Genomic DNA, 20,889 nt, shown 5'->3' on the forward strand with positions numbered 1-20,889 from the left:
GCTTGATTTTTTGAATATATTTTAATGGTTAAAATCAAGTTCCAAAGGCGAACGCTATCGCTTCTCCGAAATCCATCTGCCCGCTTCGTTACTCAGCTTATCTCTACCATTCTCATTTTTCATGAGTTTGCCTCTAAAAAAGCCAACAACCTAAACTGATACTTAGGCCAAATATAATACTTTTATTTAAAGCCTCTAACCCTTATATGGAACTCACAATGCTTGTCCTAGATTTGCATTATCGGAGTGCTTGAGAGATTCTTGTCCCGCTTATAACATATGTACCCTTTTCCTGCCGAGATTATTCGCATCTTATTTGTAACCATAAAATTTTATATTATTTTTGTAGGTAGTGACCTCTTTCGAAATGACTAAGCCCTAACATAAAAACGGCTGTAGGTTATCCTACGAGCCGTTTTCACTAAAAAATTTTCTATGCTTGGTTAATCTATCAGTACCATCAACATATACGTATTCATTTATTGTTTCTGCATAAAAAAATGGTCGCCAAAAGCACTAAAGCAGCAGAGAGGACGGAATTGTTCTGAAGAAGCGGAGCGTTCGCCTTTGTCCCCGGATTTCTACCCTTGAACATACAATCGAGAAATCCGGGGGCAACAGCGATCGGAAGAATGATCCGTTCTCGTAGCGGTCACAAGCCGCATACCGTTATTTAGTTACCCCTAATGTTTTCCTAATTTTTACACAGAAAAGTAAAAAGGCTGTACGCATACTGGCTTGGACACGGTTACTTGTTGCCCAGTGTAGGTCAAGCGTCCACTTGCCTTGTCCACTTTGAACGTAACAATGTTGTTGGTGTCGCGGTTGGCCACGAGCATATGATCACCATTTGGAGTCAAAGCAAAATGGCGTGGATGCTCTCCTTCGGCAGATACATGCTCGACCAAGCTCAGCTTGCCAGTTGCACCGTCTACAGCGTATACCACAATGCTGTCATGCCCACGGTTGGACCCGTACAGATAAGCCCCATCCTCCGAAATTGCAATTTCAGCAGTTGTGTTTTCACCTGTAAAGTCAGACGGCAATGTCGGTACGCTCTCAAGCTCAGTGAGATTGCCAGCCTCTGCATCATATGCAAAAGAAGTAATGGAAGAATCCACTTCGTTAATGACAAAAGCAAATTTACCATTCGGGTGGAACGTCAAATGACGTGGACCTGCACCTGCATGGGTTTTCGTTTCACCATGAAGCACCAGTTGTCCTTTGCTGTCATCAATGGTGTAAACGCGGATCATATCCAGACCGAGATCTTGTACGAACAGGAAGCGGCCATCCGGACTAAAGAAACTGGAATGTGGATGTGGACGATCCTGACGTTCAGGATGCGCTCCTTTGCCCTCATGCTGTTTAACATCCAGCAACTCACCAATACGTCCGTCCTCAGTCAGAGACACCAGTCCCACCATACCTCCGTGGTAGCTGACTACAATAAGGTAACGATCAGATGGATCACGCTGAATGTGGCAAGTTGTTGCACCCACGTTTTCCGCACGATTCAGCAATGTAAATGTTCCTTTAACTGGGTCAATTTCGAAAGCAGAGGCTTCGCCTACTTTCGCTCCTGCAGCAGAAGTCGTCTCTCCAATGGAATACAGCTTCCGATTTTTGACGTCCACATTCAAGAATGTAGGATTTTTCAAGCCGGAGAACTCATCCTGTAGTGTAAGTGCTCCTGTCTGTTCATTAAAAGTGTACGAATAAACCCCGTTACCTTCCAATTCGGCGTAAGAGCCTGCGAATACGAGCAATTTTTGTTGTGCTGTCATGGTTGTGTCCTCCTTGGATTAAAAAAATGATGGGCAGTTGGAATGATTGCTCCTGTTACAAATATCGCTTTAAGAGGCGCGCTCCACCACGGGCTCTGTGGACAACGCCACATTCCCCGCTACGGCACGCGAGATCATGCATGAGGTTTCTGCCTGCTCTGCCAGTCGCAATGCTTGTTCGATCTGCGATTCTGTCGCATCGGCGGCCAATTGAACCTGCGGACGATGCACAATTCGGCGATATGTAAAAATATTGTTCGTTACATCGACAATCCCTTCGGATTCCAGTGCCAGTGATGCCACCGGGAGACTCGCGCGCTCCATCATCGCCGCCAAAGTAATCAAATAGCAGGTAGCGGCGGCACCGAGCAGCATTTCATCTGGATTGGTGCCCACACCAGGGCCTCCCATCTCAGCCGGGATCGAAATTGCAGTCCGCAACTGTCCAGCCTCAATACGGCCGTCGCTGTTGCGCCCCCCGTTCCAGTCTGCCTTGAGCAGAAAGGTATGCTCCATTTCAGGTCACTCCTCTCTCTTATATTATGAATCTTTACACAGGTGAATGTAAAGGTTAGTCAATCTCCTGATTTTTAGTTTCCGTACCCAGCAACCATACAGCCGCTGCTCCAATCAAGATAGCTACGAAGAAAATCACAAAGATAGATGGTAACGCTACGCCCTGTCCTACGAGTATACCGACCGCAAACGGCCCGATAACGCCTCCAATACGGCCAAACGCAGCCGCCATACCCACACCAGTTGAACGTACAGCTGTCGGGTACAATTCCGGAGTATAAGCATACATGGCTCCCCATGCACCAAGATTAAAAAAGGACAAGCAGATACCAGCAGCTAGCAGCATTCCCGCTGTTTCCGAGGTGCCAAACCAAATGGCAGACACTGCTGTGAGCAGCAAGTAGATGATCAGTACGAATTTTCGCCCTAGCTTTTCAATTAGATAGGCGGCGGTAAAGTATCCTGGTAGTTGCGCAAGCGTCATGATCAGCACATATTCAAAGCTTTTAACCAGTTCGAAACCTTTCATAAACATAATGCTCGGTAGCCACAGGAACATGCCGTAGTATGAAAATACAACTGTGAACCATAAAATCCACAGCATCAGCGTAGACTTGCGATTGGGTCCCGACCAAATCGAAGCCAATCGTGCACGCAGCGGAAGTTTAACGCTTTGCTGCTTATAACGCGGTGAATCCTCAATAGCTCTGCGCAGATAAAGAGCGTACAGCGCAGGTACTGCGCCGAGAATAAATGCCATTTGCCAACCATACTTTGGAATAACAAAATAAGCAATAAGAGCCGAAAGGATCCAGCCTGCCGCCCAGAAGCTTTCCAGCAGCACAACCGCTCTTCCTCGTTCTTTCACAGGCACTGATTCTGACACCAACGTCGAAGCAACAGGCAATTCCCCACCCAAGCCTGCACCAGCAATAAAACGCAGCACCAGCAGCATTCCGAGTCCTGTCGCCAAAGCTGATAAGCCGCTGGCAATAGAAAAGATCAACAATGTCCACACTAATATAGCACGTCTGCCGTAACGATCAGCCAAAATCCCCGCCAAAGCGGCTCCGAACACCATCCCTATAGAATTCATTGCAGTCAGCAGTCCAATTTGCTCAGATCCCAGATGCCACTCTTTTGCCAACGCTGCGACTATAAATGAAAGCAGCCCCACATCCATAGCATCAAACAACCAGCTGAGTCCTGCGCTAAAAAGCAATTTTCTTTTTTTGGCTGGTGGTAATGAAGTTAATTCACTCATGATTCGCTCTCCCTTAAAAATATATCGTATGTAGACGTATATTCAGGTGTCTTGTCACCTGTAGCCTGCATCTATTGTACCGTAAGCTTCCTTAATCTGCGAGCTTTTTAACACAGAAAAAAAACGGAAGATTGCCTACGGCAATTCTCCCGCCTTCTGGAACCTGCCACTTACCGGTTTTGGACCAGACCGATGATCGTCACCATGAGCACCAGCAGCTGGATGAGTGTATCGTTACTCATTCCAATCGCCTCCATCCCATATGAGATACTCCTTCGGCCGTTTCCCCTCTCCCCGGATCATGACGCTTGTTCCCCAATACATACCTATGCAGGTGGCGGGAAGCTTATGATCAATAATGGATGAAAATCTCCATACGTTTAAGGTTTAATCCAGGACCACTGCAAATCCATTTCCTGAATACATTCACGGTTATCATGTTCATCATTGGCCACCAGTGGGGTCACTGGATAGATGCTCATGTCGCCTTGCTCATACGTGCGCAGTAGAGGCAACAGCTCATCTATGTTCTGGACAGACGGGTCCAGCCATGAATCTATATGATCAGCTTCCAAAATAGCTGGCATACGGGTATCGAATTCACGTATATCCGTATTGGCATGAACTGTCATCATCGTACAGGTGCGTAAAGGCTCCTTACGACTATCCTGCCATACTTCATATAGCCCCGCGACCGCAAACATCTTCTGTTCCGGCAGTACCACCCGTACAGCACACATGCGTTTACCCAATTTGCGCCAATAATAAAATCCATTGCATGGAATGATACAGCGTCGGGTTTCCGCCATCTTGCGATAACTCGGATTTACCCGAACCGTATTCAAGTCTGCATTGACACAATCCTTGCCCCAGTAGGGAATAAATCCCCAGCGAAATTCATCAAGTACCCGTTCTCCATCCTGATGCAGCACAATTGGAATATGCTGGGTGGGACTCATGTTATAACGCGTTTTGTAATAATACATCACCCGTTGTATACCAAAATGATCCCTTACCTCATCCAAATCAGCCGATAACGAAAACCTTTTGCACATACGCTATTCATCCTTCCGCCTTTTTCACCTATTGTGCGGATATACAAGGAAAAATATGCATATGCAGATTTTGCAAAATCCCAATAAACGACAAAACATATAGCAATATCCCCGCAGTTGTGAAGCTACGGGGATAGATACTAGCTTATATTGTTATTATTTCTTTTCTACCGCGTGACCGCCAAATTCATTGCGCAGCGCAGCAACCACTTTCCCGTTGAACGTGTCCGCATCAAGAGACCGGTAGCGCATCAGCAGGGACAAAGCAATGACTGGAGTTGCAGCCTGAATGTCCAGTGCTTCCTCAACCGTCCATTTTCCTTCACCAGAAGAGTGCATAACCCCGCGGATTTCGTCCAGGTTTGCATCTTTGGAGAATGCACGTTCAGTCAAGCCCATCAGCCAAGAGCGAATAACAGAACCGTTGTTCCACACACGCGCTACTTGTTCATAATCAAAGTCAAAGCTGCTTTTTTCTAGCACTTCAAATCCTTCACCGATGGAAGCCATCATGCCGTATTCCACACCGTTATGAACCATTTTCAGAAAATGTCCGCTTCCGGATTTACCTGCATACAGATATCCATTTTCCACTGCTGTGTCGCGGAAAATAGGCTCAACAACCGCCCAAGCTTCCGGATCTCCACCGATCATGTAACAAGCGCCATTGCGTGCGCCTTCCATCCCGCCTGAGGTCCCAGCATCCATGAAACTGATACCATATTCTTGAAGACGGGCATGACGAGCAATAGACTCTTTGTAATGAGAATTACCACCTTCAATAATGATGTCCCCTTTGGACAACATCGGTTGAAGCTGATCCAGCACAGAATCAACAATTTGGTGAGGAACCATAATCCATAATACTCTAGGGGATTGAGTTGCCTGTACAAGCTCTTCCAATGTAGAAGCACCTTTAGCTCCATAATCCTTCATTTCTTGGATGGCGGCTGCATTGACGTCGTAAGCAACAAGTTCATGTTTATGATCGATCAAATTTTTTCCGAGATTCAAGCCCATTTTTCCCAAACCAATTAATCCTACTTGCATAGTAAAGGCCTCCTGCCGTAGCAAACATATTTTGTATATACTTTCTTGTTAGTGTTAAGAACGAACGACTGCTTTTTCAGTGCTTTCGGACTTTTCGTCCAGCCACCATGTAAAGCCTTGCTCTTCCAACAATTGATCTGAAGCTTCTGGACCGTAAGAGCCTGCTGCATACGTATGAAGTGGGACCTCACCACGAGCAAAAGCTTCCAGTACAGGTTGAACCCACACCCATGAAAGCTCAACTTCGTTCCAATGAGCAAAAAAGGTGGAATCGCCGCGCAGCGCATCAAAGATGAGGCGCTCATAGGCTTCTGGTACATCCTTAGCCTCGGAATGATAATTCATCAGAACCGTTTCCAGTTGACCGGCGTTTAGCGGGTCTCTGCTATTCAGACGCAGCGTTACCTTTTCATCCGGGTTAACATGGATGGTCAGCAAGTTCGGGTCGGACGGCTGCCCTTGAGCGGCATAAGGATCTGTGCTGTCCTTTTTGAATTCCACGACGATACGAGTGGATTTTTCTTTCATACGTTTGCCGGTACGAATATAGAACGGCACACCAGACCATTGTTCGTTATCAATCCATAGGCGAGCTGAAATGAAAGTATCATTTTGTGAATCAGGACCGATGTCCGGCTCTTCTTTATAGGAAGGAACTGCTTTTCCGTTGATCTCACCGTTGGTATATTGACCTCTAACCACGTTGGAAGCAATATCGGAAGGATCAAGCGCACGAAGCGCGTCCATAACCTTGCTTTTTTCGTCACGCACCTGGTCAGCCGTGACATGTCCCGGCTTGTTCATCGCCGTCATCATCAACACCTGTAGCATGTGATTTTGTACCATATCACGAATAGCGCCGGAGTGATCGTAGTATCCCGCTCGCTCCTCCACCCCTACAGTCTCGGAAGCGGTAATTTGCACATTGGCGATGTATTGATTGTTCCATATCCCTTGAAGCAATGGATTAGCAAATTTTAAGGCTTCCAGGTTTTGCACCATGGGCTTACCTAAGTAATGGTCAATACGATAAATCTCATCCTCAGCAAAGGTTCTGCTCAGGCGATCATTCAGCTCACGTGCTGATTCCAGATCATGTCCAAATGGTTTTTCGATAATGAGCCGTTTCCAACCCTTTGTTTCAGCTAAACCACTCTCCCGAATATTGAGGGCAATCACTTCAAAAAATTCCGGTGCCACCGATAAGTAAAACATGCGGTTCCCCGGAATTCCCAATTCATTTTCACGTTGCTCAGCAAGCTGTAGCAGCTTTTTATAATCTTCCGGGTGATTAACGTTCAATGCGCTGTAACGGAAAGCACTTAAGAACTGATCCATCTGTGCACGGTCTTCATTCACGTGTCTGGAAAAATCCTTAATGGATTGCTCTACATTACTTTGAAATTGCTCATCCGCCACTTCACGACGCCCCATCCCAATTACAGAAAAGGAAGCCGGAATTTTACCTTCTACAAACAAATTATACAAGGCAGGGTAGATTTTACGTTTCGCCAAATCCCCTGTCGCTCCAAATAAGACAAATGTCATTGAATCCATGAAATATTCCTTCTTCCCATTATAAAGATGAGGTTATTAAAAGTTACCTGAGGAATTAACGTAACCCATAATACACCCAAAATAAGGGGCAAGTCAATCAAATTTTAGCGAAATCGTGAACATTCGATATATCCTTTAATGATAACGTTTTCTGTGGTATGATTGACGAAGGGAAAGAGAAAAAACTGTTAAATATGTCACAGTTGATACAAAGCGTTATAGTTACTATTGGTATACAGAGTTACTTTTAGTATACTGTTTAAAACAATAATGAAATTGAGGGGATTCAGATGAGCGACGACAGGCAGCCTAAGCTTTTGTGCGGTAAGGTGGAACAGTCCTTTCAGATCATCAGCAAAAAATGGACCGCTCTCATCATTCATACTTTGATGGAACATCCCAAACGATTTAGTGAAATTCACGTCTCCATACCTGATCTTAGCAAACGCATGCTGAACGAACGCATCAAGGAACTAGAGCTTTCCGGCCTGATCCTTCGCAATGTCATCACAGAGCGGCCTGTGCGTACCGAGTATTCGCTGACACGCAAGGGTAAAGAGCTAGGTGATGCATTAAATGGTGTGGAGAGCTGGGCCGAGAGATGGCTTTAACCGCTAACAGGAGGTCGTCACACATGGTCTCCTGTTATTGTGTTACCCCATGTGGATCATAATACAAACTATAGTACGAAAATAATGGGACAACCGCGCAGCAGCTCATGATTTCAGAATGAGCCAAGGAAGGATGAGAATGATGGCATTTGGCATTACCCGGCAGGAGCTTATGGCCTGGAAAAGAGAGGTCAGTCGTGGTGAAATTGCTTTTCTTACACATTACTGGCTGGATGATCGCTTTCCAGGCATTACAACCGTCACCAAGGTGGGATGTTCTGATTTGGACAAGCTGCGCTTATGGTGCAACCATAACGGATTGGACCCCCAATATATTCATCAGCGTCAGCCCTATCCGCATTTTGATCTTATCGGCAACAAACAAACGGAAATTTTACGTAAGTACGGCATGAGCGATCAATTAAAACGCTTCGAACTTCATCTCTCAATGAGTACACGCCCATCGTTCTAAACCGCAGCTCTCAGAGCTGCGGTACTTTTGTTTTCATACCAGTTAATACCTTGTGTATCCAAATCGCTGACACGGCTCCTTCTCCCATCGCCACAGTCGCTTGCTCGGCATGTGCTCCTAAGTCCCCGGCTACCCATACATTTTCCACATTTGTCATTTTGCTGCGAGGATGAGTTTCGATATGCTTATTATGCAGCAGATGTACACCCAGTTGCTCTGCCAGCTCTGAATGAACGTGATTGCTGCCAAAGGCTAAAAACCCCCGCTCTGCTCGAACCACTTGTCCATCAGCCAGCCGCACTCCTTCAAAACAGCCCGGTTCTCCGGTTATAATCTCAGAAATGGCTGCTTCCTTATAGCCAATCCCTTTTTCTCGCAACTTATCGATCAGCTCGTCCGGCACCTCTGAACGCTCATGATCGACATAAACAAGTTGATCGGTGCGCGCTGATAAAATCAGAGCCATGGAAGCTCCTGCTTTGCCTGCCCCCATAACAACCGTGCTGCGATCCTGAACCTCATAACCATCACAATCCGGGCATACATATACACTGTGGCCCAAGCAGGCTTGTAACCCATCTAGCTTTGGAAAACGGTCCGTTAGCCCTGTCGCCAACAGCAGCGTTTTTGACGAATACACGGATCCTCCCTCCACTTGAATGTCAAAAAGCTCATCTCTTTTGGCGGCTTTTACCGCCTTCCCTTCAACAAATTCAGTACCTAGTTTCGTGGCTTCATTACGTCCAAGCCGTCGCAGCTCTTCACCAGAAATTCCGTCAGGAAAGCCCAAAATATTATGATACTGGTGGCACAGCGTAGATCGACCATAGCCCGAATCTATCACTAGAACTCGATGACTGCTGTATCTCCCCAATTGAATCGCTGCTTGCAATCCGGCAATTCCCCCACCAACAATAATGCAATCATAGTTCATAACTTTTCCTCCTTTGAATGCGCGTTATCCTAGACATCTGCATAAAATCGCAATAACACCTATGTAAACTTCTCATCCAATTTTAAACATAATATCACCCACTAACGGATGAATTAACCCCTGTGTCCGTATATATCAAAAGCTTACATGCCTTAAAAATGGAATGACAAAGAGCACTGTAGATAACCACAGTGCTCTAATCAGGCTGAACCTGAAACGTCATTTTATCGTAAAAATTATTTAAATGTTTTTACGCGTTCTTCAACAGGCTGGAATTCTTTTTCACCTGGTTGGAATGTCGGTTTACCAAATGGCATTTCAGCAATCAGTTTCCAATGCTCAGGAATGTTCCATTCGTTTTTCACTTTTTCATCAATCAATGGGTTGTAATGCTGAAGGGATGCGCCCAGTCCTTCTTGCTCCAGAGCCGTCCATACAACCAATTGCAGCATACCATTAGATTGGTTGGACCAGATCGGGAAATTGTCCGCATAGGCTTCAAATTGTTGTTGTAGACCAGCCACCACGTTATTGTCTTCAAAGAACAAGACTGTTCCGTATCCGCTGCGGAAACCGTTCATTTTCTCAGCAGTAGACTTAAATTGCTCCTCATTGCCTACAACCTCACGCAAAATATCTTCTGTAATATTCCATAGTTTGTCATGATGCTCTCCAAGCAGCACTACAGCGCGTGAAGTTTGGGAGTTGAAAGAGGTAGGTGTGTACTTAACAGCTTCCTCTACAATCTCTTGAATCCGTTGGTCAGAAATGACTTGTTCTTTGCTAATACCATAATAGGAGCGTCTGTCTTTCAGAGCTGTGAAGAAGTCTTTAGCCATTTTGTTACCTCCTGAGAAAAATTAATTACTTTTCGTAACTTAATATACATTACATATATCTTAAAGTCAAGAGATTTCTTTTTAAATATTACCAGTTAGTTGATGATTATACGCCACCATTATATTTTTTCTCACTGGAAGAGGTGTGCTTGGTTGCATCCTTGTCTCTCTCCTCCTGCCTTTCCATCTTCAAATCCTCTACAGGAATGGCGTCTACCGTCTGCTCAATCTCAAAACGGTCAAACAAGCTTTCCTACTCTGTCGGATACTGCTCTGCATGATCTCGATTGATCGACTGTTCCTGATGTTTAGACTCCGTTGTTCCTCTCCCCGTCTGCCCTTTCTGCTCATTCTGATCGTGCAGGTTATCTTCAAATGGGGCCATTTTACTTCCCTCCCTATCGGATTGGTGTCCACAGTATACTTTTACCTTTCACATCGGGGATTAAACGCAAAAAAGAGAAAATCTCCACAAAGATTTTCTCTACTCTGTTCTTATAGATGGTTGATTGGATTATTCCGAGCTGGATTTACCTGTACACTCATGAAAAAGATGAGGTTCCAGCTTCTCTCCCGTTACGAGCCTCTGCACCAGTTGAGTCCCCGAGTCGGGGGTCATTTGACCATACCAGTCCCCTTGAGGATATACGATCACAACCGCAGCATCATGACAACGCCCATTACAACGAGTTCTGGTCGTGTGAATATATGCTTCTGCATTTTGTTTACGAATTTCATTCCGAATTGCCTGTGTAACTTCTTCACCCTCATGTCGCATACATGTGCCTCCATTGCAGATCAACACATGATGCTTCATCGGTTCTAATTCAAAAATGGCCATAGCTTCCCCTTTAATCAACAGTTGTTGGTTTTAAATCAATGTTTATCTGGATAAAGAACAAGCTGTGCTTCCATCTGACCAGCTTCAATCGTCAGCACGATAAATGAATATTCGTCTTCGCCACGTTTGTCCGTCGGAGACCCCGGATTAAGGACAAGCTGACCGTCAATCGTTTTGACCACCGGAATATGCGAATGTCCATAAATCAGGCAATCCAGCATTTCTCCCTTAAACGTATTCAATGCGATATTTTCTGTCGAACCTCGCCAGCCGTGACCGTGAACCATACCGATCCGCTTGCCTTCAACATCAACGATTCGCTGATAGCCTAAACGCTCCACGATGTCCATTCCATCATTGTTTCCAGCAATGCCTTGCACAGGCGCAAATTCAGCTAGACGTTCATATACGAACCAATCCGTCCAGTCTCCGGCATGGAGAATGAGGTCACTGCCTTTTAACTCCTGTACAAGCCGACTAGGCAGTGTTTTGCTTCTATACGGCATATGAGTGTCTGAAAGTACGATGATTTTCATATCAATTACTCCTTACCAGCGTCTTTACACAGATGAACTTTGTTGCCCCACGCGCTGCTGAAGTGCCTGTTCCAGATCTCGCAGCGTAACGGTCTCGAAAAACGCCTGTATTTTCTGCTCTGCCACGGTATATAAACCATCCAATAATGCGTCTATGTTCCTGCCTACCTCACAATTATGATTGCTATCGGTATGGATGGCGAACAACGGACCTTCATCCTTGGTCGCCTCATAGATCATTTTCAGATTGATGTTTGAACTGGACATGCTTAGACGAAAGCCGCGTGCTCCAGGCGACGAATCTACCAAACCCGCTTGCTTGAGTCGGCTCATAATCCTTCTCACAACTACCGGATTTGTATTGATGCTGGAAGCAATAAGTGACGATGTCATTCGCTCCGGTGCCCCTTCAGCCAGAAGAAGCAGACAATGGATACTAACGGAAAAATGGGTACTCATGTTAACCACCTTTATGTGTGTGCCTCATTAAATGTTTGGTAAAATGCTTGTTTCCATCATACCACAATAGAGGCACCAACACAGTGCTTACTGCATCTTACTCCGGAAAATAGTCATTTTCAGTACGTACTCGCACTTTTAATTGGCGTACACTATATTCCAACTGCTTAACGATATCCTCCAGTTGACGACGGTCAAGTCCATTAAGGTCGGCGGCAGGCTTAGGCGCATTTTTCAAATCACGTATGGTTGCCTGCTGCTCCTGCCACTTGTCCATCAGGTCGGCTATATTCGCATAAAAGCGTTCATAATCCTTGATCACTTCATCCAGAAAGGCATCCACCTCGTCCGGATCATAGCCGCGCATTTTATTCTTAAACTGTTTCTCATGAATGGAGAGCGCGTCCAGCTGAATGCCCAGTTGTTTAAACAACTGCTTTTGTTTATCCAGACGACGCTTCATATGTTCATCCATCGGTTATTCCCTCCTTAACACACTATTCTTTTTATATCACATTCTAGGCTGGGAATAAAAGTCTCTGCTGATTGCCCGGCCCTCTGAACGGGTATAAAAGAGCATACGTGTCACTTATACAGATCACGAAGGGGAGAGATGATCATGAACCATTTGAACGATTCGCAGCTTGCAGAGCTGAAACATATGTTGCTGGAGCAGAAAAAGGATTTAGAAAAGCATTTTGAACAAAACGGTCAGGAAAACGATCAATTGGGAGAAACACTGACAGATTCCACAGGTGAGCTCTCGTCCTATGATAACCACCCCGCTGATATAGGGACAGAAACCTTTGAACGGTCCCGTGATCTGGCGATTAATGATTCGCTGCAAGACGAGCTGGAGCAGGTCAATGCAGCCCTTCAACGGATGAAGGATGGGACATACGGAATATGTGTGGAGAGCGGGGAAGAAATTCCTTTTGAACGGTTGCAAGCCATTCCATATACAGCCTATACAATCGAGCACACGCCAACTCGAGAATTATCGAATGACCGTCCTGTAGAGGAACAGGTCATGACTCCACCGCCCAAGGGTGCAGGTGAGGTTCGCCAACGGAATGCAGGACGATTTGACGATGCGGGCGCATGGGACGCCGTGGAGAAATACGGTACATCAAACTCGCCTGCAACTGCCGCCAAGCGTGATGTCACCGATTATGATGAAAATATGTAATGCTATATGCTTATGTATTCGTTCATCTAAAAAAGCAGCTTGTCCTTTTAAAAAAGCAGCTTGTCCTTTGGACAGGCTGCTTTTGATGTCTTACAGGAATACGGTGATCCCGTTTATCCAATTTCTATCCGTTTCCGACTGCGAGCTGACTCAATACAAGCGTCAATCACCTTCATATTGCTCACCGCATCTTCTGGCTCATACGGCAACGGGACACCGTCAAGCACCGCTTTAGCAAAAGCATCCGCTTGCAGTTCAAAGGAATTAAAACCTTTCAGACGTTCCTCACGCGTAACCGAACCGACGTGGACGAAAATTTGCGGTACCACAGACGTTCTTTCCCAACCGAACATTTTGGGCATCGCAATCGTACCCTTGCTACCGAGAATTTCCATGTTGGAACGGTTGGCTGCCCACATGCCACAATCGAAAGTAAGGTTGACTCCACCCGGAAATTCCAGCAAGCCGGAAGCCATCATATCGACGTTGTCATGTTCCGGGGAAAATAAGGCATGTACCGTCACTGCCTCCGGCTCCCGATCCAAATACATACGAGCGGCTGATATCGGATAGACACCCACATCATATAGCGAGCCGCCGCCCATGTTTTTATTAAAGCGCACATTATCTGCCTGATCGGTATTGTTAAACGTAAACGTGCAATGAATGCCGCGAATGTCACCAATTTCCCCACTATTGATAATTTCCTTAATTCTTCGATGTTTGGGATGATAGCGATACATAAAAGCTTCTGCAAAGATCACTCCTGCACGTTGACATGCTTCAATCATGCGACTTGTCCCGGCCGAGCTAAGAGAAGATGGTTTTTCACACAAAACGTGCTTCCCAGCCTCCGCTGCCCGAATGGTCCACTCCTCATGCAGATGGTTCGGCAACGGAATATACACCGCTCCGATTTCGGGATCAGCCAACAGTTCATCATAGCTTCCATAACTTTTCGGAATATCGAACTCCCGGGCGGCCTCAGCTGCTTTATCCGCATTACGACTAGCAATCCCAAGCACTTCTCCGCGTTCGGATTGCTGAATCGCAGGAATTACAGCGATTTGGGCGATCTCCGCAGTGCCTAAAATTCCCCATTTCAGCTTTCTACCCATCATTCTCATCCTTTCGTGTTAGGAATAGTTGTCTTGTTCCGCTTTATGCAGCATACCTAAGCAACGGTCCAAATCGGCTTTGACCTGTTTCTTGTACAGTCGGGCTTTCTCCTCGCCATCATCTGTAAAGTGATAGAGTACAATCTCCTGAAAATCCACGCGCGGGTCTGTTCCTTTCAATCGCTTGGTACGGTAAAAAACGCCTTCCTGTACCAGCTCATGCAGCGCCCGGTAAACCTCGCTCTGAGGCGGAACATATCCAAAGCCACTAAACTCATCCTTCATCGATTCGAGCATCTGATATCCATAACCGCGATGCCTCTCCACCATTGTGATCAGATAAATTTTGATAAAAGCCCGCTGGGATATCATAAACGCCATTTCATAGCCTCCTCCACACCTTATTCGTGCACCTTATCTTCCATTATAAACCACTCTGCGTCCATACACTATTTCCTTTGATGATATGAGAGCGTATGAGAATCTTTCATCCCTTGTGACCTGTTTTAAGATGGCGAGAGATATAAAATGAGGCGATATAGAGTAGTGTGCGAAACGCTGAGGAATGATTTTATTGTTTTTGCTATTATGAATTTTTCATATGTTGAAATAATGTAATTAAAGCTAAAAAAATAGAGTTACAGATTACGAAGACTGGATTAATTGTTTTAAGGCCTCCGTATTGTTACTTGTCAAAACAGGAATATATTCTGTTATTTTTTGGATGTCCCAGTCCCACCATTTCAGGGTTTGGAGCATAGCTATTGTCTCCTCATCAAACCGATAACGAATTAACTTCGCGGGATTTCCTCCTACAATGGAATATGGCAGAACATCTTTAGTCACCACGGCATTTGACGCAATGATCGCGCCATCACCAATTTGAACTCCGGGCATAATGGTAGCGTTGTAACCAATCCAAACATCATTTCCAACCACAGTGTCCCCTTTGTAGCCCCCACTTAAATTGGGTAAACCAACTTTCCAATCTCCACCAAACGCTCCAAAAGGAAAAGTGGTAAATGCATTTGTATTATGATTAGCGCCATTCATAATAAATTTGGCTTTGGCTGCAATCGCGCAAAACTTTCCAATCTTTAATTTGTCCCCTATAAAATCAAAATGATAAAGGACATTTTTCTCAAAATCCAAAGGGTTATCATCATCGTCATAATAGGTATAATCCCCGATTTCGATATATGGATTAACCACTACATTGTTCAAAAAACACAGACTTCTAATATTTTTCATCGGAAAAACGCTTCTTGTATCTGGACCACTCATTTTGCGACCCTCCCATATGGATGTGCCTTCACCCTACTGGTAAAGGCACATCCAGTCTATCAGTATGTATACTATTAAACAAATGCAGATAGAAAAGTATCCCTTGGCCTTATTTCTTGGCTTTGGGATACTCTTGTGAACATATGTGATTGGATTATCAAATCAGGCTTGCTTTTGTAAGGCTGGAGGACCTCCAGTCGGGCGAGGACGAACCCGAAGCCCCACGATCCATTTGCCCAGAGGCAAACGTGCCAGCAGCCATGTTCCGGCAACGGAAAAGATCATACAGAGAACGAACGAAGCCAGCGTACGAAGAACGTAGCTCCAGTCTGCAAACAACGTCTCGTCAAAATAATAGGTCACACGCAGCATAAAGGCATGCATGAGATAGGCTCCATAGGACAACGTTCCGATGGCCGTCAGCATACTCGCCGCACGTCCCCTCTTATGAGCAATCCACGTCGCTACCCGATAAGCTACAAAAATAGACGCAACGCAATATACAGCCATGACCGGACGCAGCAGAGACAAATAGTTAAAGGAAAGAACTGTACCTCGCGGCGTCTGGAACTGACCGATCATCTCGTACAGTAAGTAGCCTGTAATCACGATAAACAACGGCCAGTATATCATCTGTGCTTTGGTTACCCAAGCATTCCAACGCTTGACGTTCATCCCGGCTGCTGCTCCTAGCACAAAATAAAAGAAAAAGTAGATCACATTCCGGTCAGCGTACAGGGTAAACCAAGAGGTAATGACCGGAAGCTGGAGCTTATCCATCGCTTGGTATACGGGTCCAACGGCGAACATGAGCAAAATATATAGCACACCGAATCCAGCCAATACAGTGGGTCGCCATTTTGACGGCAGTAGCGCAGACAAATGACGGACCGCATAACGAAACACGGGAAATAACACATAACATTGGATAATCATAACGATGTACCATAGATGATAGCTGCTTTTCCCGTTCAACAGCTTCTGGAAAAAATCCAGCGGGTGAATATATCCACCACTTTGGGCAAGCTGATTTCCCAATTCGTATAAAAGAGACCATATGATATACGGAACGATGATGTCCATGAATCTTTTACGTAAAAACGTTCCGTACTTTAAGACCCCATCATAATTGTAAAATAGCACCATGCCCGTGATAAACACAAACACAGGAACTGCAAATTTGGAACACAGCAGTAAAAGTGTCATCAAAACCCCGTCCTGGATGCGCGCCCCCTGCGCAACCGCATAGTGTGCGACGGAATGCTGAAGAACAACGGCAGCAAAAGCCAGCCCTCTTAGCAAAGCGACTTCGGAAATTCTCTCTTTTTGACTCATGTCACTCTCCTGTTACATCTAGCAATTTATAAATCCAGGATTTTTCAAAATCCTCAAATCTATTATAACGACAATTCTGTAAAAATATATAGAAGGATAAACGTGCCAACAGCAAGCAAAGCATCATTTATCTCAGGTTTATTCTATGTTTCACTAACATGTAAAAGCAGCAGCCTTCCCTCTCGGGGAGACTGCTGCTGGAGAAACAACCTATATACAAAGGAGATAGGAAAGCCTGTTAAATCACGTTCTCAACTAGCCGTTAGTTGTTTAGAGGTTCCTTCTAGTATCTGTGTACGCATCTGTCCGCGTGTCCGCCACCGTATCATCATACGTTCTGTAACGATCCGCATTCAGCGAACGGTTGGTGCGGAAAATATCATAAACATCCCTGTGATGGTCAGCTGAATCCACCAGCACTAAAATCTTGCCCTGATCGACGTATGTCTCGTATTGACGTGCATCATCTTCTGGAATACCTAGCCCGACCAGTCCACCGACCAAGCCACCTGCTCCCGCACCGACAGCTGCTCCGGTAAGAGTAGCCGCGATAGGTCCAGCAGCGAGGATCGGTCCGATACCCGGAATAGCCAAGGCCCCGATGCCTGCCAGCAAGCCAGCAACGCCGCCTACAATACCGCCGGTAGCCGCACCTGTGGCCACACCCTCCGGTGCTTTGGTGCCTGTCTCTTCACTAATCGTCCTTAGCTCGTCACGATCACGGGTGATCACAGAAATTTCACTGATTGGGATTCCTTTGCTCTGCAATTGTCCTATCGCACGAGATGCTTCCTGCTCTGTATCAAAAACACCAACAATTTTCTTTTCATTATAATCGTTTAAGTTATTAGTCATGATAGTTACCTCCCAATATTTTGGTGTTGAGTGGTTCGTCTTTCATTACCCCGCTATTATGACGTTTAAACGATTTTACGAAAATTCAAAAGTCGATACCCTTCAATTTGAACCCATTCTATAAAAGTTACATATGGAGCCACTGCGCAGTCAGATGGTGCTTCCCATCGCTGTTGCCCCCAGATTTCCTGAATGAACGTGCAAGAGTAGAAACCTGGAGCCAAAGGCGACCGCTTCCGCTTGTACAGCACCATTCTGCCTACTCCGTTTTTATGTGAATTTTTTGAATTCAGCTTCAGCTTACTACTTCTCACACCGTTCTGTCGCATAATAAGACAGCTGCTGGTCAACGCTTTGGCTTTGCTCTGTTGGTCGCCACAGCTTCCAGTGGATCATCCGGCCAATAATGCTTGGGATATCTGCCCTTCAGGTCCTTTTTGACTTCAAAGTAAGCCTCGCTCCAGAAGCTGGACAAGTCGGAAGTCACTTGGACAGGTCGCTGGGCAGGTGACAGTAAATGCAATACAATGGGTACGCGTCCGCGTCCAATACGAGGCGTATCCCTCATACCGAACAACTCTTGTAGTCGTACGGCCAGCGCTGGTGCCTCAGGATTCGAATAATCGACAGGAATGCGGGAACCGCTGGGTACGCGGATATGCGTCGGCGCTTCCTGATCAAGCTGCTGCCGCTGTTCCCAATCCAGCCTGCCAAGCAGCAATGCAGCACTGTCCAGCCGTTGCAAATCGGATACATTTTTGGCTCCTAGAGCAAAAGGCAACAGCCACGATTCCAGTGAATCCAGCAATGCCGATTCCGTGCAGTCCGGCCAGTCCTCAGGCGCCGAGAAGTGCATAAAAATCAAACGAGCCTGCAACTGGAGGGTTTGCCGATTCCATGACAGTAGCTTTAGACCGCGTTCACGGATACCCTGCATCAAGGCAGCAGCTACTTCCTCTGCCGGAGGTCGCTCATAGGACGTTTCCTTTAAGACAAGTGAGCCCAGCCGCAGTACCTTGCGGGCTCTCACTGCTGAGGCGGAGCTATCCCAGTATACGTTGGCTTGTTCCAGCAGCAATTCGCTGCAATGCTGAATCAGCTCTTGCAGTTCAACCGGTGCCGCCAACTGAATGGCGCCATCTGCTCCCTCGTCGTCCACTTCGGCGGCGACAAGATAGGACGAACGCGACATCCACTCCACTTGTCGGAGTCGCGCCCCCCGACCGCCGCTAAGCAAAAAGCGGCCGTCCCCTCGGCCCTGCGCGATCCGATCCGGATACGCAAAGGCCAGCAGCAGCCCGCAAGCCGCGGAGCCGTCAGGCTCGTCCTGCACTGCGGCTGCTGTTGGCAGCGTGGCTAGCAGCTGCCGGCTCTCCTGCACGATACGGCGAATCACCGTATCGTCTGCTGCCCGCAGCAGGCTGTGCGTACTGCGGGCATGGGCCGCCTCGCGCAGGGCATCCAGCCGCGGGCGCAAATCCGTTCCGCCATGAGCGCGGAACGGGTCCCGCTCTTGCAGCAGCGCAGCCAGACGGCTGGCAGTCGGGGCCAGGCCAAGGGCTGCTGCACGCAACAGCATGTGCCCGAGGCGCGGGTGCGTACCCAGGGCGGACACTTCGCGCCCATGCACGGTGATGCCGCCTGTAGTGCCATCGGCTGCTTCATCCAGGCAGCCGAGCTGGTGCAGCAGACCTGTGGCTTGGCGGTATGCGGCCTCAGGCGGGGCATCCAGCCAGGCCAGTTCGGCAGGCTCGCGCACACCCCAGGCCGCCAGCTCCAGCGCGAGCGGGGCCAGATCCGCCGCGGCGATCTCCGGGCGGCTGGCATCGGGGAGCGCGGCATGCTCCTGCGCGCTCCACAGCCGGTAACATACGCCCGGTTGAAGGCGCCCTGCCCGTCCGCGCCGCTGGTCGGCGGAGGCCTTGGACACCTTGACGGTGGTCAAACGACTCATGCCAGTTCGCGCGGAAAATACCGATTCCCGCGATAGTCCGCTATCGATCACCACCGTGATCCCGGCGATGGTCAAGCTGGACTCGGCAATCGATGTGGCCAATACCACTTTTCGACTGCCCAAAGCCGATGGGCGTATTGCCTCATCCTGCTGCTCCAGCTTCATGCTGCCGTACAGCGGAATTACCTTGACGTGTGCTGGTAAATGCTTTGAAGCCAATTCTCGTTCCGTTCTATGAATTTCTCTAGCCCCTGGTAGAAACACCAGCAGATCGCCTTCATGAGCATGAAGTGCCTTTTCTACCGTCTCAGCCGTAAAGGACTCTAATGAAGTTGACGAAGGTTTGCACATATGAGAGGTTTCTACTGGAAATACGGTGCCTGGACATTCCAGCAATGGCGCATCCCCTAATAGTCTGCATACAGGCTCTGCCTCCAGGGTGGCAGACATGATCAATATCTTCAAATCTGGTCGCAGCAGCGCCTGGCTTTGCAGGGCAAGTGCCAATCCCAAGTCTGCATGCAGGCTGCGTTCATGAAACTCATCAAACATAATCAGCCCGACTCCCTCCAATGCCTGATCATGTTGCAGCATCCGGGTCAGTACGCCCTCCGTAACCACTTCAATCCGCGTGTTTGGTCCTACTTTTGTATCCATACGAACCCGATAACCCACGGTCTTCCCGGTGGGCTCTCCCAGCGCTTTCGCCATTTGCGCTGCTGCTGCACGTGCTGCCAAACGCCTCGGCTCCAGCATAATCATCTTTTGCCCTGCCAGCCACGGCTCATGCAGCAATTCCAGCGGTGTTACCGTCGTTTTCCCCGCTCCCGGCTGGGCAATCAGTACCGCCGCCGAATGGGATTGCAGTGTATGTTTAAGCTCGGGGATCACTTGCATAATAGGCAGTTGTTTATCTGTCAATGAAATCTCTCCAATGATACGCTTGATGCGTAGAATCTAAGTTTTAATTCCTTTATTATTGTGAATTTTTCATTACCTGTAATTATTGAATATTGAATAAAAAATGTTAAGCTGCACTCTCGGACTTCTCTTTGATCTGTAGTGCATAATTCTTCTAATCTATTATACAGATATTTAAATTTCCCGTCTGGCCATCGCAACTATGTAAGTTTTCTGTGTTAGTTCCTATACCTGTCGGGATGCACTTGCGGCAAGTTCGTTTTATAATATGGTTGATATGGATTGCTGAAGGACGGAACATAGAATCGAGGT

Annotated in this window: 21 protein-coding genes and 1 pseudogene; 3 read left to right on the plus strand and 19 right to left on the minus strand. The window is 47.0% G+C overall.

Annotated elements, in window-relative coordinates:
- Window positions 1-701: 701 nt before the first annotated feature.
- The 6 genes from ACQW03_RS00755 to zwf form a co-directional block, all read right to left on the minus strand.
- On the minus strand, window positions 702-1,787 hold the full coding sequence (locus ACQW03_RS00755) for a lactonase family protein (protein ID WP_071640641.1): 1,086 nt from the start codon (window positions 1,785-1,787) through the stop codon (window positions 702-704).
- Window positions 1,788-1,856: 69 nt separating this feature from the next.
- Window positions 1,857-2,303 carry an OsmC family protein gene (locus ACQW03_RS00760; RefSeq protein ID WP_013310026.1) on the minus strand — a complete coding sequence of 149 codons (447 nt, stop codon included), beginning with the start codon at window positions 2,301-2,303 and terminating at the stop codon, window positions 1,857-1,859.
- A 55-nt stretch (window positions 2,304-2,358) separates the two neighbouring features.
- The gene (locus ACQW03_RS00765) at window positions 2,359-3,567 is read right to left on the minus strand and encodes an MFS transporter (RefSeq protein WP_071640639.1); all 1,209 of its coding nucleotides are present in this window, start codon (window positions 3,565-3,567) and stop codon (window positions 2,359-2,361) included.
- 380 nt (window positions 3,568-3,947) lie between these two features.
- Window positions 3,948-4,622, minus strand: coding sequence for an SOS response-associated peptidase (locus ACQW03_RS00770; RefSeq protein WP_028542409.1), 675 nt, complete (start codon window positions 4,620-4,622; stop codon window positions 3,948-3,950).
- Between the two features lie 156 nt (window positions 4,623-4,778).
- Complete coding sequence (gnd, locus tag ACQW03_RS00775; RefSeq protein WP_013310023.1) at window positions 4,779-5,672, minus strand: phosphogluconate dehydrogenase (NAD(+)-dependent, decarboxylating); 894 nt, start codon at window positions 5,670-5,672, stop codon at window positions 4,779-4,781.
- Between the two features lie 54 nt (window positions 5,673-5,726).
- Window positions 5,727-7,229 (minus strand): glucose-6-phosphate dehydrogenase, encoded by a 1,503-nt coding sequence (gene zwf / locus ACQW03_RS00780; RefSeq protein ID WP_441947840.1) that lies wholly within the window; start codon window positions 7,227-7,229, stop codon window positions 5,727-5,729.
- Window positions 7,230-7,519: 290 nt separating this feature from the next.
- Here zwf and ACQW03_RS00785 point away from each other — a divergent pair, with 290 nt between their 5' ends.
- Window positions 7,520-7,840: a winged helix-turn-helix transcriptional regulator gene (locus ACQW03_RS00785; protein WP_007430161.1), complete on the plus strand. Its 321-nt coding sequence runs from the start codon at window positions 7,520-7,522 to the stop codon at window positions 7,838-7,840.
- 142 nt (window positions 7,841-7,982) lie between these two features.
- Window positions 7,983-8,312 carry a hypothetical protein gene (locus tag ACQW03_RS00790; RefSeq protein ID WP_071644288.1) on the plus strand — a complete coding sequence of 110 codons (330 nt, stop codon included), beginning with the start codon at window positions 7,983-7,985 and terminating at the stop codon, window positions 8,310-8,312.
- Window positions 8,313-8,322: 10 nt separating this feature from the next.
- Here the strand turns inward: ACQW03_RS00790 and ACQW03_RS00795 are convergent, their stop codons facing one another.
- From ACQW03_RS00795 to ACQW03_RS00825, 7 genes and pseudogenes are all read right to left on the minus strand, one after another.
- Complete coding sequence (locus tag ACQW03_RS00795; RefSeq protein WP_441947842.1) at window positions 8,323-9,246, minus strand: NAD(P)/FAD-dependent oxidoreductase; 924 nt, start codon at window positions 9,244-9,246, stop codon at window positions 8,323-8,325.
- A 236-nt stretch (window positions 9,247-9,482) separates the two neighbouring features.
- Window positions 9,483-10,085, minus strand: coding sequence for a nitroreductase family protein (locus ACQW03_RS00800; protein WP_025722870.1), 603 nt, complete (start codon window positions 10,083-10,085; stop codon window positions 9,483-9,485).
- A gap of 106 nt (window positions 10,086-10,191) precedes the next feature.
- Window positions 10,192-10,470 (minus strand): annotated as a pseudogene (locus tag ACQW03_RS00805) (hypothetical protein).
- Between the two features lie 129 nt (window positions 10,471-10,599).
- A complete protein-coding gene (locus ACQW03_RS00810; protein WP_441947844.1) occupies window positions 10,600-10,926 on the minus strand; it encodes a (2Fe-2S) ferredoxin domain-containing protein in 327 nt (108 codons plus the stop codon).
- Between the two features lie 35 nt (window positions 10,927-10,961).
- Window positions 10,962-11,462 (minus strand): metallophosphoesterase family protein, encoded by a 501-nt coding sequence (locus tag ACQW03_RS00815; protein ID WP_441947846.1) that lies wholly within the window; start codon window positions 11,460-11,462, stop codon window positions 10,962-10,964.
- A 24-nt stretch (window positions 11,463-11,486) separates the two neighbouring features.
- Window positions 11,487-11,921, minus strand: coding sequence for an Rrf2 family transcriptional regulator (locus ACQW03_RS00820; protein WP_013310015.1), 435 nt, complete (start codon window positions 11,919-11,921; stop codon window positions 11,487-11,489).
- Window positions 11,922-12,018: 97 nt separating this feature from the next.
- Window positions 12,019-12,396 (minus strand): DivIVA domain-containing protein, encoded by a 378-nt coding sequence (locus ACQW03_RS00825; protein WP_441947848.1) that lies wholly within the window; start codon window positions 12,394-12,396, stop codon window positions 12,019-12,021.
- Between the two features lie 144 nt (window positions 12,397-12,540).
- Between ACQW03_RS00825 and ACQW03_RS00830 the strand changes: the two genes are divergently transcribed.
- Complete coding sequence (locus ACQW03_RS00830) at window positions 12,541-13,110, plus strand: TraR/DksA C4-type zinc finger protein (protein ID WP_441947850.1); 570 nt, start codon at window positions 12,541-12,543, stop codon at window positions 13,108-13,110.
- A 113-nt stretch (window positions 13,111-13,223) separates the two neighbouring features.
- On the opposite strand, the gene ACQW03_RS00835 is transcribed toward ACQW03_RS00830, so the two are convergent.
- The 6 genes from ACQW03_RS00835 to hrpB all read right to left on the minus strand — a co-directional run bounded on the left by ACQW03_RS00835 (window position 13,224) and on the right by hrpB (window position 20,577).
- Window positions 13,224-14,228 carry a Gfo/Idh/MocA family protein gene (locus ACQW03_RS00835; RefSeq protein ID WP_061830313.1) on the minus strand — a complete coding sequence of 335 codons (1,005 nt, stop codon included), beginning with the start codon at window positions 14,226-14,228 and terminating at the stop codon, window positions 13,224-13,226.
- A gap of 18 nt (window positions 14,229-14,246) precedes the next feature.
- Entirely contained in the window at window positions 14,247-14,609 is a 363-nt protein-coding gene (locus ACQW03_RS00840) for a helix-turn-helix transcriptional regulator (RefSeq protein ID WP_013310011.1), read from the minus strand.
- A gap of 264 nt (window positions 14,610-14,873) precedes the next feature.
- Complete coding sequence (locus ACQW03_RS00845; RefSeq protein ID WP_441947852.1) at window positions 14,874-15,512, minus strand: CatB-related O-acetyltransferase; 639 nt, start codon at window positions 15,510-15,512, stop codon at window positions 14,874-14,876.
- A gap of 162 nt (window positions 15,513-15,674) precedes the next feature.
- Window positions 15,675-16,847, minus strand: coding sequence for an acyltransferase (locus ACQW03_RS00850; RefSeq protein WP_071640622.1), 1,173 nt, complete (start codon window positions 16,845-16,847; stop codon window positions 15,675-15,677).
- 270 nt (window positions 16,848-17,117) lie between these two features.
- The gene (locus ACQW03_RS00855; protein WP_441947854.1) at window positions 17,118-17,702 is read right to left on the minus strand and encodes a general stress protein; all 585 of its coding nucleotides are present in this window, start codon (window positions 17,700-17,702) and stop codon (window positions 17,118-17,120) included.
- Window positions 17,703-18,048: 346 nt separating this feature from the next.
- Window positions 18,049-20,577: an ATP-dependent helicase HrpB gene (gene hrpB / locus ACQW03_RS00860; protein ID WP_441947856.1), complete on the minus strand. Its 2,529-nt coding sequence runs from the start codon at window positions 20,575-20,577 to the stop codon at window positions 18,049-18,051.
- Between the last annotated feature and the right edge of the window lie 312 nt (window positions 20,578-20,889).

Source organism: Paenibacillus sp. DRB1-1, assembly GCF_052119485.1.
Lineage (GTDB): Bacteria > Bacillota > Bacilli > Paenibacillales > Paenibacillaceae > Paenibacillus > Paenibacillus polymyxa_B.

Coding starts and splice junctions, on each gene's coding strand:
- ACQW03_RS00755 (WP_071640641.1), bottom strand. CDS start 1,787: ATGACAGCACAACAAAAATTGCTCGTATTCGCAGGCTCTTACGCCGAA.
- ACQW03_RS00760 (WP_013310026.1), bottom strand. CDS start 2,303: ATGGAGCATACCTTTCTGCTCAAGGCAGACTGGAACGGGGGGCGCAAC.
- ACQW03_RS00765 (WP_071640639.1), bottom strand. CDS start 3,567: ATGAGTGAATTAACTTCATTACCACCAGCCAAAAAAAGAAAATTGCTT.
- ACQW03_RS00770 (WP_028542409.1), bottom strand. CDS start 4,622: ATGTGCAAAAGGTTTTCGTTATCGGCTGATTTGGATGAGGTAAGGGAT.
- gnd (WP_013310023.1), bottom strand. CDS start 5,672: ATGCAAGTAGGATTAATTGGTTTGGGAAAAATGGGCTTGAATCTCGGA.
- zwf (WP_441947840.1), bottom strand. CDS start 7,229: ATGGATTCAATGACATTTGTCTTATTTGGAGCGACAGGGGATTTGGCG.
- ACQW03_RS00785 (WP_007430161.1), top strand. CDS start 7,520: ATGAGCGACGACAGGCAGCCTAAGCTTTTGTGCGGTAAGGTGGAACAG.
- ACQW03_RS00790 (WP_071644288.1), top strand. CDS start 7,983: ATGGCATTTGGCATTACCCGGCAGGAGCTTATGGCCTGGAAAAGAGAG.
- ACQW03_RS00795 (WP_441947842.1), bottom strand. CDS start 9,246: ATGAACTATGATTGCATTATTGTTGGTGGGGGAATTGCCGGATTGCAA.
- ACQW03_RS00800 (WP_025722870.1), bottom strand. CDS start 10,085: ATGGCTAAAGACTTCTTCACAGCTCTGAAAGACAGACGCTCCTATTAT.
- ACQW03_RS00810 (WP_441947844.1), bottom strand. CDS start 10,926: ATGGCCATTTTTGAATTAGAACCGATGAAGCATCATGTGTTGATCTGC.
- ACQW03_RS00815 (WP_441947846.1), bottom strand. CDS start 11,462: ATGAAAATCATCGTACTTTCAGACACTCATATGCCGTATAGAAGCAAA.
- ACQW03_RS00820 (WP_013310015.1), bottom strand. CDS start 11,921: ATGAGTACCCATTTTTCCGTTAGTATCCATTGTCTGCTTCTTCTGGCT.
- ACQW03_RS00825 (WP_441947848.1), bottom strand. CDS start 12,396: ATGGATGAACATATGAAGCGTCGTCTGGATAAACAAAAGCAGTTGTTT.
- ACQW03_RS00830 (WP_441947850.1), top strand. CDS start 12,541: ATGAACCATTTGAACGATTCGCAGCTTGCAGAGCTGAAACATATGTTG.
- ACQW03_RS00835 (WP_061830313.1), bottom strand. CDS start 14,228: ATGGGTAGAAAGCTGAAATGGGGAATTTTAGGCACTGCGGAGATCGCC.
- ACQW03_RS00840 (WP_013310011.1), bottom strand. CDS start 14,609: ATGGCGTTTATGATATCCCAGCGGGCTTTTATCAAAATTTATCTGATC.
- ACQW03_RS00845 (WP_441947852.1), bottom strand. CDS start 15,512: ATGAGTGGTCCAGATACAAGAAGCGTTTTTCCGATGAAAAATATTAGA.
- ACQW03_RS00850 (WP_071640622.1), bottom strand. CDS start 16,847: ATGAGTCAAAAAGAGAGAATTTCCGAAGTCGCTTTGCTAAGAGGGCTG.
- ACQW03_RS00855 (WP_441947854.1), bottom strand. CDS start 17,702: ATGACTAATAACTTAAACGATTATAATGAAAAGAAAATTGTTGGTGTT.